The following is a 14,155-nucleotide window of genomic DNA, read 5'->3' as shown; positions in this document are numbered from 1 at the left end:
GATTATTCACCTTGTCCTAAAATCCGAAGTACCTGGGGGAGTAGAAGATCTATTTCATCTTGTGTGAAGAATAGCTCCTCATTCTCTTTCAATCCTTCTCGTGCCAACTTGTACGACTTTGATGTTGTGCGTGGGGCACCGTTGTAAATTTCATGCAATGTACCCTGTAGCTCGTCTCGTCGGTTCCTGGCCTCATCTTCTGTGATGTTTCCAGACATGAAATCTGCAATCAGTGAAATGTAAGACTCTCGGACGTCCCACAATTCTGATGCGGTATTCCTATGTTCTTCTGACTTTTCAGAGAACTTCAGCGTCGTAGCTGCAAGACTAATCCAGGTGGTAAAAATTGCAACGGCGGAAATAATAATTGTTGAGATGGGCTGGGGAACGATTATTTCCAGAATGGAGAATAGAAAGCTGCCGGTTCCTAGTGCAGTGAGGATTATAAGCCCCCACTGCTGTCTCAGATGGAAGCGATGTTGCCTGTCAGCTTCTTTTTCATGTGTTTTGTGCGTATAGACTAGGCGCCCATACGATTCGCGGATTTGCCCGAGTAGTGGGGTGATTTTGATGTTTGTGGATTCGCGGTTTTCTTCTGCCACCTTGTTCCATTCATTTTTGAGTGATGATGTGCCTGTTTGGGATTTTAGGATGTATGTACTAATTTTATCAATCGGTGAAAAGTGAGCAAGAGCTAAAAGGTGCGCCCTTGCCTAGAGCGAAATCGCATGATTACTGGCGTCTAAGCCTATACTACGAGTGTTGGAAGATGGTATCGCTCTATCGAAAATATGTTTGCATGAAGCAACTCAATATTTTATTTTGGGGTGGGAAATCTTTCTTCGTAAGGGAAGTCTTTCCACCACGCGATGATCCCAGGAGCATTCCCCGGGTTTCCAGAGCTGGGGATTTTTTGTATTCTATCCGCGGGGGTGTGGCACGTCACCCGCTTTTCGGGGCTGAAAACTTGCAGACCTCGAATCTTCTGCGTATAGTTATTACTCGTTGCCAGCTAAGCCCAAAGGCTCAGCAAAGACACCTTGCGCGGGTGGCGGAATAGGCAGACGCGCTAGCTTGAGGTGCTAGTCCTCGTATTAGAGGGTGGGGGTTCAAGTCCCCCCTCGCGCACAGAGCAATCCCCGGTTCTTTGAGAGCCGGGGATTTTTCTATGCCCACCCAACCACCCAGACCAAGGCCGATCCCGGCACCGACCCCAACCGTAGAGGGCCGATAGACTGGGAACATGACAGCCAGCAGCCCCAACCCATCCCCCCACCTACCTCAGCTCGAACACACCTACGTCCAAGCCTGCCCGTCCCTAGCCCACCCCGCGCAGCCAGAGATACCCGCAGGGTCAAAAGTAGCCTGGGTCAACCACAGCCTGGCCCGCCAACTCGGACTAGACAGCGAGCGCCTCGCCAGCGCCCAAGGACTCACCTGGCTCACCGGCGGGGCAAGCAAAAGCACCTACGCCCTTGCCTACTCCGGCTACCAGTTCGGCCAGCTCTCACCCGTCTTAGGGGACGGCCGGGCCCACCTGACCGGGGAACTAACCCCCAGCCCAAAAGCTGGTGATACTCCTGGGGCCAGAGCTCACCGCCTAGACCTGCACCTTAAAGGCAGCGGCAGGACGCCCTTTTCGCGCCCCGGCTCAGACGGCAAGGCACCGCTGTCAGCAATCTGGCGCGAAGCGGTCATCGGGGAATTCCTGCACGCAATGAACGTGCCGACCAGCAGGGTCCTAGCCATTATCGAAACCGGGGAACGCATCAGACGGCGTTCGCCCCAACCTGAGCCTGCCGGCATCGGGGTGCGTGTGGCTAACAGCCACATACGGGTGGGGACCTTCCAGTACGCCCAGTACCGGGCAGATACGGACATCCGCCGGGAGCTAGTCAGCTACGCCCTACACCGCCACTACCCGGAGGTAGAACTCCCAGCAACCAGCGGTCAAGAGGCCCTGGCCCTCCTGCGCGCGGTAGCACAGAGACAGGCCGAGCTGGTGGCTCAATGGCAGGCGCTGGGCTTCGTGCACGGGGTACTGAACACCGATAACGTGACTATCTCCGGTCAGGCCATAGACTTCGGGCCCTGCGCCCTCATTGACACCTTTAGACGCGGTGCCGTGTACAGCTCAATTGACCAGAACGGGCGCTATGCCTACGACCAGCAACCCGCTGTCACCCAGTGGAACCTTGCGCGCTTTGCTGAAACCCTGCTTGACCTCATCGACGGTGAGAACCCCAACCGGGCTATTCACCTGGCAACAGAGGTCCTGGCCGAGTTTGAAGAGACTATCCGCGACCGGCAGGTTAGTTTGTTTGCGCAGAAAATCGGCTGTGACCTCTCATCAACACCTGTAGAACACCGGGTACAGGTGGCTGCCTTCATCGACCGGACGCTGGGATTGCTCGAAGAACAGTCCCTCGATTTCACCGGCTTTTTCAGTTCTCTCACCGGAGGCAGCTGCCTGCTCAAAGGGCAGGAACAGGCCGCCTGGCTGGCAGAACAACAGCACCTGCAAGAGCTGACGCAGACCACCCCTGAGCGTACGGAGCAGTTGATGAAGCGGGCAAATCCCCTCTACATTCCTCGCAACCTTGCCCTGGAGACTGCCCTGCGTCAGGTGGAGCGAGGAAACCTAGAGCCGGTACTGGGCCTCATTGACATCATCAGCAGGCCTTTTACCCCTCAAGAGGGGGCCGAATTTTTACAGACAGCACCCGCCCAGTCACGTTTCTTTGTCAGCTTCTGCGGCACCTAGAACCCCTACACCGGGTAGTGAGGGTAAGAGAAAGGGCCGATGACCCTACACAGGTCATCAGCCCCTTGCTGGGACTAGCGGTTGCGGCGGGAATATACCCACACCACAAGCGCGCTAGACAGATTCTTTACTCTGCTCAGTTTCTTGGGCAGTGGCTAACTGCTTATCAGCCTGCTTCACGCGCGCGCTTTCCTGTAGACCGGAGCTAGTGCGTAGCGGGGGCACCCTAAAGAAGAGAGCAACAATAAAAGCCAATACCGTAACGAAGAAGCCCACCCAGTAGACCGAGACCGCTGAGGCGGTGAAACCCTCCATGAAGGGGCGGGTCAGGCGGGCATCTGCGCCGTTCAGATACGAGGTATCGGAGGTTGACACTTCAGCGCCCTGAGTTTCCCCGGAGTTTTCTTCGATTTTCTGAGCTATCTGCGGCACTAGCTGATCTACCCAGTAGGTGCGCTGGGCCTGGTCGGACCAGTTAACGGTTAGAGTTCCCTTATCGGCCGTGGCATGGAGCTGGCTGGCAACCTGTTCCAGTGCGGCAGCCTCTGCCTGCGGGCTAGCCTGCTCAATCTGGGCATCAATGACTGTCTGAGCCTGGTCTGCCGCAAGAAGGCCAGCCTCTACCTGCTTCTGAACAGCCTGGGTGACCTGCTCCTTGACCTGAGTATCTGCGGTTGATTTGGCGCTCGCGGCTGCCTGCTGGAGCTGCGTGGCGATACCCGCTTGCGCAGGAGTAAGAATCTTGTTCCAGATCTGCTCCATGACGCCCTGATTTTCAGGTGCCTGAGCAACTGCCGGTGTCAGCGCGGCATCGAGCCCTGCGCGCAGGTCATCGTCGTTACCCATAGCTTTAACAATGTTGGCGGGCATCGCAGAGAAGAGAACAGAGAGCAGAACGGCGGTGCCCATTGTGCCACCAATCTGGCGGAAGAAGGTGGACCCTGATGAGGCAACCCCCATGTAGGTCGGTGCCACAGCGTTCTGGGCGGCGAGGGTGAGTGACTGCATGAGCTGGCCCAAGCCAAGACCCATGATGAACATACCGATCATCAGGAACCAGAGGGGGCGGTCAACCGTCATAAAGGTCAGATAGAAGTAGGCCAGGGTCATGAGCGCTGTACCCAGAATCGGGAAGATGCGGTATTTCCCGGTACGGGCAACCATACGGCCAGAAACAATGGAGGCTATCATGATGCCACCCATCATAGGCAGGGTCGCAAAACCGGACTCAGTGGGAGTGAGGCCCACAACAATCTGTAGGTAGAGGGGGATGGTCATCATGGCACCGAACATGCCAAAGCCTACGAGGAAGCCCAGAACCGCAGACATCGAGAAAGCACCGGACTTAAAGAGCGCTAGCGGGATAATGGCATCCTGGCCCATCTTAGCTTCAATGCTAAGGAAGGCTACTAGACCCACAGCAGAAATAAGGTAGCAGGTAATTGCAGAGGCTGAGGTCCAGCCCCACTCACGGCCCTGCTCAGCCACCAGGAGCAGGGGCAGTAGGGCAACGATGACGCTGGTTGCGCCCCACCAGTCAACGCGGGGAGCTTTGCTCTTATCAGCGATAGCGGGCAGATGCAGGAACTTCCAGACCATGGCTAGAGCAATAAGGCCGACAGGTACGTTGATGAGGAAGACCCAGCGCCAGCCAGTAACCCAGAAAATTTCGGGGGCACCGGCGAACATCCCACCGATGAGGGGCCCGAGTACCGATGAGATACCGAAGACCGCCAAAAAGTAGCCCTGATACTTTGCCCGTTCGCGGGGAGCTAGCATGTCGCCCATAATCGCCATGGGTAGGGACATCAGCGCGCCCGCACCAATACCCTGGAAGGCACGGAAGAGGGCAAGCATCATCATGCTGGTCGAGAAGCTAGAGAGTAAGGAGCCCAGAATGAAGACCAGGATGCCCAAGAGGTAGAGGGGGCGGCGGCCGAAGACATCGGAGAGCTTGCCGTAGATAGGGGTGGTGATGGTGGAGGTAATCATGTAGGCGGTGGTTACCCAGGCCTGCTGTTCTAGCCCGTGTAGGTCATCGCCGATGGTGCGGATTGCTGTTGAGACGATGGTCTGATCGAGCGATGAGAGGAACATGCCCGCCATGAGCCCGAGAATAACCAGCATGATTTGCCGGTGGGTCATGATAGGTTTTTCACCCGTGCTGGGCGACACTTTCTTATCTGGTGATGTCACTGTTGGTCTTTCGGTGCATGGGATATTTGCTCAGATTTATTCTAGTTTGCAGTTCTGCAAAAACTTCTAAAAGTTCATGTTCTTTCCCGCACATTCCCTAGCTCACTAGAGCATGTGAGCTTCAACAAAAGGTCAGGATGCACATATTTGTTTTTGTTGGTTTTTTAGGGGGCTGGGCCGGGTAAACCCCACACAAACTACAGGTAAAACCACACTAAAACATATCGAATCGTGGCATAATTGAACTGCCACCAGAAAACATCCACCACGGATTCTGTGAAAGGAACCTAATACCATGGCCCTGGAAAAGAAGCACACCAAGCTCGGCGTTATCGGCGCAGGCGGCGTAGGCTCAGCAACCGCATACGCAGCAACCCTCCGCGGCGCAGCCGATGAAATCGTGATCTACGATATTGCCGCCGACCGTGCTGTTGCTGAAGGCCTGGATATTGCTCACGGCACCATGTTCGCCCACGAAGCTGAGGTTGCAGGTAGCGGCGATATTGAAATCCTACGCGATGCTGACCTGATTATCGTCACCGCAGGCGCTCGCCAGAAGCCCGGCCAGCCCCGCCTGGAACTGGCAGAAGCAAACGTCAACATCTTCAAGGCAATGCTGCCCCAGGTTATGGCAGTAGCACCCAACGCAATCCTCATGATCGTCACCAACCCCTGTGACGTTCTGGCCGTTGTCGCCCAGAAGATTACCGGCCTGCCCAGCGAGCGTTGCTTCGCATCGGGTACCGTTCTTGACTCTTCCCGCCTGCGCTGGCTCATTGCCCAGAAGGCTGGCGTTTCCATCCGCTCCGTCCACGCAAACATCGTGGGCGAGCACGGCGACTCCGAGTTCCCCGTATGGTCAGCTGCCAACATTGGTATGGTTCCTCTCAACGAATGGACCAACGAAGCCGGCGAAAAGGTCTTTACCGACCAGGTTAAGGCTGAACTTGCTGAAGAGGCTATGCGCGCAGCCTACAAGGTCATTGAAGGCAAGGGTTCCACCAACTATGCTATCGGCATCTCAGCAACCCGTATCGCAGAGGCTATCCTGCAGGGCCAGGACGCCGTTCTGAACGTTGCTACCCAGATCCGTGGCCGCTACGGCATCGAAGGCGAAGCTGCCCTCTCACTGCCTTCAGTCGTTTCCCGCGATGGTGTCAAGCGTGTACTCGATGTCCCTATGACCGATGATGAGATTGAGCGTCTGCGCGCTTCAGCCAACGCAATCAACGCATCATTGGCTACTCTAGGTTTCTAATCAAGGCCGAGTCATCGCCACTCTCGCAAGGGAAGAGGCCTAAGGAGCGCCGATAGGGGCCCGGTAGACAGAACCGGGCCCCAACCTATACCCCCTAAGACGGGGTGGACTTCTGGGGGAAGCGGAAGGGTGGTTTAGCCAAAATTTTCCTGACGGGTATTTCCCACTTTGGGAGAAAGGCTGTAACGTCTACTGTATGAGTACAAATCCTCGTGCCGAACTGGCTTATCTGACATCCGCTCTTGAAGAGCACCTCAACGCAATCGTTAACAGCCGAGGTGAACACGATGCGGCTGTAGACAACGCCTACGTTGCCATTGCCAATGCCTTTGAGCGTTACGAAGAGGCTCTTTTTGACGCTTATGAAGAGGTCACTCCTCTGGAAGTTTTCCTGGATGAAGACGATGACACCGATGAATTCGACTACGAATTTGAGGCTGACGACGCAGAAGATGCTGATCAGGCCGAGTAACCTTAGGGGCTAGAGAAGATTTTGTAGCCTGTTATTCCAAGCACAGCACCGCTCGCGGTGCTGTGCTTTTGTTTTGACTCGCGTAAAGTTCTAGCTGTGGAATGGATACAAGCAGTCATCCTGGGTCTAGTCCAGGGTCTAACAGAGTTTTTGCCAATTTCGTCTTCGGGGCACATTCGCATCATTGGGCAGTTCCTGCCCAACGGTGAGGACCCTGGAGCCGCTTTTACGGCTATTACCCAGCTGGGTACCGAAACAGCAGTTCTGGTGTTCTTTTGGAAGGACATTGTTCGGATCATCAAAAATTGGTTTGGTTCTCTGATCGGTCGAGTTGATAAGAAGGACCCCGATGCTCGTATGGGCTGGTTCATTATTATTGGCTCGCTACCGATCAGCATCCTTGGCCTGCTTCTTGAAGATGCCATCGATTCAACCTTCCGTAGTCTTTGGATTACAGCAACCATGCTGATTGTCTTTGCCCTTTTTCTGGCAATTGCTGACCGAATTGGTAAGGAACAGCGCGATCTGACCGACCTGAATATCAAGCACGGCGTGATTTACGGCTTCGCGCAGGCACTGGCCTTAGTGCCCGGCGTATCCCGCTCAGGTGGCACTATCATGGCAGGTTTGCTGATGGGTTATACCCGCGAAGCCGCCGCTCGTTACTCATTCTTATTGGCGGTTCCAGCAGTATTCGCATCGGGCTTGTACAAGCTCGCCGGTAGCCTCTCTGAGGGCTTCAACGGCTACTACGGTCTGGGCTCAACCGTCGTGGCGACTCTGGTTGCTTTTGTGGTGGGTTACCTGATCATCGGCTGGTTCCTCAAGTACGTTTCGCATAAGAGCTACAGCATCTTTATCTGGTACCGCATTGCGCTGGGCGTAGTACTTTACATCCTTCTGGGGACAGGCATCCTCGTCGCCTAAACTTAGTTGGACTGCACAGCCCGCCCGGAAATATAAACCGGGCGGGTATTGTTTTATCTAGAGAGTTTTAGACTCGGGCACCTGGCCAAATAGGCTGGGGCTGAGCCAAGAAAGTCCACCAAACGTGAGGTATTCATGCGAGCTTGGGAACAACCCCCTATCCCGTCCCTGCCGGGGCAGGCACCCCTTCCTACCATTTTTGATACGGCTCTGGGGGCGCGCGCAACCCTGGAGCGCCAAGAGCAGGCCGGGCTTTATGTCTGCGGTATCACACCCTACGATGCTACGCACATGGGGCATGCGGCTACCTATGTAGCTTTTGACTTGCTGAATCGGGCCTGGCGCGATGCCGGGGTGCCGGTAAAGTTTGCGCAGAATGTTACCGATGTAGATGACCCTCTCTTAGAGCGTGCCGCGGCAACGGGTGTTGACTGGCAGGAACTCGCTGAGGAACAGATCGAGTTGTTCCGCACCGATATGGTTGCCCTGAATGTTATTGCGCCCGATAACTATGTGAGCGTAGTGGACTCTATTCCTGCTGTTGCTCAGGCGGTGCTAGAGCTATTAGAAAGCGGCCTGGCCTATCGCCTGCCCGGTTTTACCGATGAGCAGGGTAACCAGCAGCCTGAGGGCGATATCTACTTTGACCTTGATGCGGCCCAGAAGCTGGGTGAGGGGAGTAAGCATGGCTGGAAACTGGGCCAGATAGCCCACTACACTCCCGAAGAGATGCTAACTATTTTTAGTCAGCGTGGTGGCGACCCGCTCCGCCCCGGTAAGCGCAAGGCCTTAGATCCGCTTCTGTGGCGGGTAGCGCGAGCTGGTGAACCGTCCTGGCCTGCTGAGGGACTGGGCGCTGGCCGCCCAGGTTGGCACATTGAATGTAGCGTTATTTCGGGTAGCCATCTGGGGGCGCCCTTCTCGGTGCAGGGCGGTGGGTCTGACCTCATCTTCCCGCATCATGATTTGGGTGCCAGCCATTCGTACGCCCTGACCGGCCAGCCTATGGCCCGGCACTACATGCACACTGGAATGGTGGGCCTAGACGGCGAAAAAATGAGTAAGTCCCTGGGTAATCTTGTTTTGGTATCTAAGCTGCGCCAGGCTGGGGTTGAGCCGGCTGCAATCCGTCTTGCCATCTTGGATAACCACTACCGTACCGACTGGTTCTGGCACGATGACCTGCTAGATAAGGCTAAGGGACGTTTGGAGCTCTACCGTTCAGCTCTTGCGAGCGCCGAAGGAGAGGCCGATGAAGCGGCCTTAGCTCTCTTAGCGTCTGTTCGTGATGCGCTTGCCGATGATCTGAATGCTCCAGCCGCTTTGGTTGCGATTGACCAGTGGGCACTGTCAGTTGTGGAACACGGTGGTAGGGGTGGCCATCTGGTAGCCGATCTTTTGTCTGCTCGGTTGGGTGTGCTCCTGGGAGCCTAAGGCCAGTGTTCCCTGCACCCCTTAGACCGGTGGCGGTACTCCTACTGAGCGGGAGCCGCCACCGGTCTCTTTTACCAGAAGTCCCCTGGAGCGGGCCCCTAGCCATGAGTAACTAGAAGGGAGAGCCGCCCTCACTGTCCTGCTCTTTGAGGTACTGCTCAAATTCAGCGGCGATATCGACCTTGCTGATATCCCCGATGCTGTCTGCTCTTTCGTAAGTTGATTCCAGTTGCTGGACATAGGCTAGGAGCTCAGGTTCGTCTTCAAGTAGCTCTTTGGCACCCCGTTCCCAGGCCATAATTTCATCTGCTAGTTTTTCAAGCGGCATGGGCAGGCCCGTGATGGCTTCGATGACGCTGAGCAGGGAAAAGGTTGCCTTGGGGTGGGGCGGATGCGCCAGATAGTGGGGCAGAGATGCCCAGAGCGAGAGCGCCGGAATGTCGCGTGCACCAGCGGCATGCGCCAGAACCCCTATGATGCCGGTAGGCCCGGTATAGGTGCTGGGGGCAACGCCCGGGTGCACCAGCATGGTGGGGCTAAAACTTGTGATGCCTACAGGTGCTGGTTGGGTGTGCGGAACCTCATCGAGCAGGGCACCGCAGAAGATGACCAGATCAACTTTTTCCCGGTCTATGAGTTCCAGTAGGTGCTGGCAGTAGTTCTTCCAGGAGAGGGAGGGTTCTTGACCGGTGATGATTAGAATCCGTGTGCCCTTGGTGCTCCACGCTTCGACAAAACGCGTTTGGGGCCAGCTAATCCCCGTGGCTTGGCCCTGAGATTCGGGTACCAGGTGGGGTCTACTCTCTGTGTAGGAGTAGAAAGACTCGCTTTCAAAACCAGCAAAAGGCTTGGCCTGGTAGTGTTCTGCCACCAGCTGGACTGCCTGACTGGCGGATTCACCGGCATCGTTCCAGCCCTCAAAGGCCACCAGCAGGAGGGTAGGTGGCACCTGGCCTTGCTTGCCGGCCTTCTGGGCGTAGTGGGTCAAGAGATGGTGAGGTAGCGGCTGAGTAAACACTCCCCGTATTCTACCCGATATGTGCCGGGCGCTGGTTGGGTAATACACTAGCTTGAGGATAACCCTGTCTTGATGTGACCCTAGAAAGCAGGAGCGAAAGCATGAGGAAAACACCCGGGCTCATGATTGGCCGCTTCGCCGGTGCGCCCATATACCTGCAAAGGTCATGGTTCCCACTGATGGGGCTCATTATTGCCGGCTACGGTATGCGGCTTGCCTCTTGGCAGAGCTTGAGCACCTTTCAGGGGTATTTGGCAGCGGCCGTTGTCGCTATCACTCTTGCACTGGGTGTCTTCTTACATGAACTTGCACACGCGACGGTCGGCAGAGCACGCAAGGCCCGAGTCTCTTCTATCACGCTCAATATGTGGGGCGGGCAGACCCTCCTGCACACTATGTCTGCTTCAACCGCTCTTTGGGTGGCCTTAGCTGGGCCGCTAATGAATTTTGTGGTCGCTTTAGCCTGCCAGATCATCTGGGCACTTACTGGCACCGCTGAGTTTTACGGCTTCCACCTGGCTGTGCAGGTCAACCTAGCCATAGGGCTTTTCAACCTCTTACCTACCTTTCCTTTAGACGGCGGGTATGCGGTTGAAGCTTTGATCTTCCTGGTGCTGCGGAGCCGCTCAAAGGCTCACGCCTTGGTCACCTACACCGGCTTTCTGCTCCTAGCACTGTTGATTGGTTTTCTCCTGATGACCGGTTTTTGGCAGAGCCCCATCACCTTAATCGTTGGGGCACTCCTTATCGTATATATCGGGGCCGGGCTCCTACCAGCTGTTCAGAAACTTGGAATGAACTCCGATACAGGCCACCCTCTGCACGTTCAGCAACTCATAGGACCTGCTAGCTGTGAATTTGACAGTGAACTTATCGGTCTTGCCGCACAAGGCTGGGACGGCCGGAGCGACATCGTTCTTATCAGCCAGGGCCAAGGAAAACCCGAATTTCGCGCAGTGGTACCAGCAAGTACCCTAAGAGCCTCCTACCAGAGCCTGGCCTACCAGCCCCTAGCCGCTATTGCCCAGCCCCTGCAAAGACGGCATCTCACCCTAAGCTCAGGGCCCACCGATATCATAGACGAGTACCAGGGCTTTGCCAGCTACACAGAACCGCCAGCCGAGAACGCCCTCGACAGAATCTGGCTAGTGACCGGCACCGTTGTCCCCGCCGGAACCGTAACCGCCCAGGACATAGCCGGAGCGCTCAGCAGCATCACACCGCCCTCACCCTGAGACGGCAGGTGTGCTCACCGGTGCTTTATCTGAGACAATGGAAAAAACACTTTAACGAAAGAGATTTCTGACCTTATGAGCACCCCCACCGGTAGCATTAACCGTCGCGGTCCCTTCCGACCTGGCGAGCGCGTACAACTCACCGACGAACGCGGACGCATGACCACCATTACCCTCACCGAAGGGGGCCAGTACCACTCCCACCGTGGCTTCTTCCAACACAGTGAACTGATTGGCCACCCTGAGGGTACCGTGATTGAGAACTCCGAAGGCTTTAAGTTCCAGGCCCTGCGCCCCCTCTACAAGGACTTTGTTCTCTCCATGCCGCGCGGGGCAGCTGTTGTATACCCCAAGGATGCAGGGCAAATCGTTGCAATGGCCGATATCTTCCCCGGCGCTCGCGTCATTGAAGCGGGTGTGGGTTCTGGGGCACTCTCAATTGCCCTCTTGCGTGCTGTGGGCGATCAGGGGCACCTGCGTTCCTTTGAGCGGCGTGAAGAGTTCGCTGATATCGCTCGCGGTAACATCGAGACCTTCTTTGGCGGTGCCCACCCTGCCTGGACCCTAACCCTGGGCGACCTGGCCGAGACCCTGGGCGATGTCGAAGAACCCGGCAGCGTTGACCGGGCTGTTTTGGATATGCTGGCACCCTGGGAATGCCTGGACGCTGTTGCCCAGGCACTGGCACCCGGCGGCGTTATTATCTGCTATGTAGCAACCGTTACCCAGCTCTCCCGCGTGGCAGAAGCCCTGCGCGCTGATGGCCGGTTCACCGAACCCGAGTCACACGAGACCATGGTGCGCGGCTGGCATGTTGAGGGCCTAGCTGTACGCCCCGATCACCGCATGGTAGCTCACACCGGCTTCCTGATTACCGCCCGCCGTCTGGCAGACGGTGCAGAGCGTCTGGCACCCAAGCGCCGCGCCTCTAAGACCGACTTTTCCGAAGAGGATATGAATGCCTGGACCCCGGCTGCCCTGGGTGAGCGCAAGGTATCGGACCGTAAGCTCCGCCGGGCGGGCCGTGACGCCTTGAGTCTGGCCGAAAAGGCAACATCAGCTAGCCAGCACGCTCAAGAAACAGAGTAGAAAAGCCGTGAATCTCCCCGGTGCCCGCGGGCATCTACTGAGGGCACCAGGGGACGGGCAACAAAAGAGATGATCAGTGATGAGTGAACAGATGAATGTTTCGGCAACCGACTACGAACGTATTTTGAGGCAACTCAATATAGCCAACGATAACCGCCGGAACCTTGACCGCCAGCTCCGTGCTGCTGGTGAGAGAAACCAAAAGCTGGTCACCGCACTCACTAAAACTAAAAACGAGATTGAGCACTTGCGCTTAGCGCTTTCTCAGGAGGTTGCGCCGCCGCTGAACTCGGCTATTGTTCTAGCAGTACACGGTGCCAGCATGACCTACCAGGACTTGGCTAAGGGTAAGACCCCCGCTGAGATAGAAGAGCACCTGGACGTATTCTTAGGGGGGCGTCTGGTGCGCATTACCTGTTCTCCGCTTCTTCCCTTCTCTACACTTAAACCCGGCATGACGGTCTTGCTCAATGAGCACAGTCAAGCTGTCCTCTGCCTGGGCTTTGAAGGCTACGGGGAGCTGGTCGTGGTTCGAGAGCTCCTCGATGATACTCATGCGGTCATTGATATGCCCAACCAGTCAAAGGCTGTCGCCCGAATCTCGGGCGCACTGAACCCCGCTGACCTGAGGCTGGGCGATACCGTCACCTACGATTCGCGGATCCAGATGATTACCTCCCTGGTTCCGCGTACCGATGCCCAAGAATTAGTCCTTGAAGAAGTCCCCGATATCACCTATGACCAGATCGGTGGCCTCAGTTCACAGATTGACCTCATTCGTGATGCCGTTGAGCTGCCCTTCCTACACCCCGAAATCTATCGCCAGTACGAGCTGACCCCGCCCAAGGGAATCCTGCTCTACGGCCCTCCGGGTAACGGCAAGACGCTCATAGCCAAGGCCGTAGCCAACTCACTGGCAGCCCGCGCAGCAGAGAAAGCAGACGACGGCATCCGCAAGACCGGTTACTTCCTCAACATCAAGGGCCCAGAGCTTCTCGATAAGTATGTGGGGGAGACCGAGCGCCAGATTCGCGAGATCTTCACCGCCGCCCGCGACAAGGCCCGCGCCGGTCACCCTGTAGTCGTTTTCTTTGACGAGATGGAATCCCTTTTCCGCACTCGCGGCTCCGGACGATCCTCGGACGTTGAAACCACGATTGTTCCCCAGCTGCTTTCCGAAATTGATGGCGTTGAGCGCCTAGATAACGTCATTGTCATCGGCGCAACCAACCGTGAAGACATGATCGACCCGGCTGTGCTACGACCTGGCCGTCTGGACGTCAAAATCCGCGTCAACCGCCCCAACCGGGCAGGAGCCGCCGAAATCTTTGGCCTCTACCTCACCGGTCAACTCCCCATTAGTCAGAGCGAAATCGACCGGGCCGGCTCAAAAGAAGCCGCCGTTAGCACCATGATTGAAACCGTGGTTAGCCAGCTCTTCTCCACCGATCCGGCCAACCGCTACATCCTGATCGACCTAGAGAACGGGGTCAGCCGCTGGCTTTTCCGCGGCGACTTCCTCTCCGGTGCCGTTATCCGCAACATCGTAGACCAGGCCAAAAAACTGGCCATTAAGTCCTACCTTTCCACCGGCGCAGACGGCATCACCACTGAGCACCTGCTTGAAGCGGTCCGCGCAGAGTTCGAAGACCAGGTCGAAGTACCCCAGGCCGCAGAAATTGAAGACGTCCTCTCCACCCTGAACATCCGTTTACGCGTCCTCCGAGTAGCACCAGCACGCTCGGTCGAAGCTGAATAAGAG

Annotated in this window: 11 protein-coding genes and 1 tRNA gene; 9 read left to right on the top strand and 3 right to left on the bottom strand. The window is 56.4% G+C overall.

What is annotated here, in order from left to right; genetic code table 11:
* Positions 1-2: 2 nt before the first annotated feature.
* Positions 3-602 carry an SLATT domain-containing protein gene (locus tag ACN085_RS02305; protein WP_419110444.1) on the bottom strand — a complete coding sequence of 200 codons (600 nt, stop codon included), beginning with the start codon at positions 600-602 and terminating at the stop codon, positions 3-5.
* Positions 603-1,042: 440 nt separating this feature from the next.
* Here ACN085_RS02305 and ACN085_RS02300 point away from each other — a divergent pair.
* A tRNA-Leu gene (locus ACN085_RS02300) sits at positions 1,043-1,128 on the top strand.
* Positions 1,129-1,243: 115 nt separating this feature from the next.
* Positions 1,244-2,764 (top strand): protein adenylyltransferase SelO family protein, encoded by a 1,521-nt coding sequence (locus ACN085_RS02295; RefSeq protein WP_419110443.1) that lies wholly within the window; start codon positions 1,244-1,246, stop codon positions 2,762-2,764.
* 114 nt (positions 2,765-2,878) lie between these two features.
* Here the strand turns inward: ACN085_RS02295 and ACN085_RS02290 are convergent, their stop codons facing one another.
* Positions 2,879-4,909, bottom strand: coding sequence for a DHA2 family efflux MFS transporter permease subunit (locus ACN085_RS02290; protein ID WP_419110695.1), 2,031 nt, complete (start codon positions 4,907-4,909; stop codon positions 2,879-2,881).
* Positions 4,910-5,255: 346 nt separating this feature from the next.
* On the opposite strand from ACN085_RS02290, the gene ACN085_RS02285 reads away from it, so the two are divergent.
* The 4 genes from ACN085_RS02285 to mshC all read left to right on the top strand — a co-directional run bounded on the left by ACN085_RS02285 (position 5,256) and on the right by mshC (position 9,051).
* On the top strand, positions 5,256-6,218 hold the full coding sequence (locus tag ACN085_RS02285) for an L-lactate dehydrogenase (RefSeq protein WP_419110442.1): 963 nt from the start codon (positions 5,256-5,258) through the stop codon (positions 6,216-6,218).
* A 196-nt stretch (positions 6,219-6,414) separates the two neighbouring features.
* A complete protein-coding gene (locus ACN085_RS02280) occupies positions 6,415-6,690 on the top strand; it encodes a hypothetical protein (RefSeq protein WP_419099723.1) in 276 nt (91 codons plus the stop codon).
* Between the two features lie 96 nt (positions 6,691-6,786).
* A complete protein-coding gene (locus ACN085_RS02275; protein WP_419110441.1) occupies positions 6,787-7,617 on the top strand; it encodes an undecaprenyl-diphosphate phosphatase in 831 nt (276 codons plus the stop codon).
* A gap of 135 nt (positions 7,618-7,752) precedes the next feature.
* The gene (gene mshC / locus ACN085_RS02270; RefSeq protein WP_419110440.1) at positions 7,753-9,051 is read left to right on the top strand and encodes a cysteine--1-D-myo-inosityl 2-amino-2-deoxy-alpha-D-glucopyranoside ligase; all 1,299 of its coding nucleotides are present in this window, start codon (positions 7,753-7,755) and stop codon (positions 9,049-9,051) included.
* 112 nt (positions 9,052-9,163) lie between these two features.
* On the opposite strand, the gene ACN085_RS02265 is transcribed toward mshC, so the two are convergent.
* Positions 9,164-10,069 carry a PAC2 family protein gene (locus ACN085_RS02265; RefSeq protein WP_419110439.1) on the bottom strand — a complete coding sequence of 302 codons (906 nt, stop codon included), beginning with the start codon at positions 10,067-10,069 and terminating at the stop codon, positions 9,164-9,166.
* A 101-nt stretch (positions 10,070-10,170) separates the two neighbouring features.
* Between ACN085_RS02265 and ACN085_RS02260 the strand changes: the two genes are divergently transcribed.
* From ACN085_RS02260 to arc, 3 genes are all read left to right on the top strand, one after another.
* Positions 10,171-11,304, top strand: coding sequence for a site-2 protease family protein (locus tag ACN085_RS02260; RefSeq protein WP_419110438.1), 1,134 nt, complete (start codon positions 10,171-10,173; stop codon positions 11,302-11,304).
* Positions 11,305-11,379: 75 nt separating this feature from the next.
* Positions 11,380-12,393: a tRNA (adenine-N1)-methyltransferase gene (locus ACN085_RS02255; protein WP_419110437.1), complete on the top strand. Its 1,014-nt coding sequence runs from the start codon at positions 11,380-11,382 to the stop codon at positions 12,391-12,393.
* 79 nt (positions 12,394-12,472) lie between these two features.
* Complete coding sequence (arc, locus tag ACN085_RS02250) at positions 12,473-14,152, top strand: proteasome ATPase (RefSeq protein ID WP_419110436.1); 1,680 nt, start codon at positions 12,473-12,475, stop codon at positions 14,150-14,152.
* Positions 14,153-14,155 lie beyond the last annotated feature (3 nt).

This window comes from Rothia sp. P4278 (genome assembly GCF_048512945.1).
Classification (GTDB): domain Bacteria; phylum Actinomycetota; class Actinomycetes; order Actinomycetales; family Micrococcaceae; genus Rothia.
Note: the sequence above shows the minus strand (reverse complement) of the source record. Positions and strands in the feature narration are given on the sequence as shown.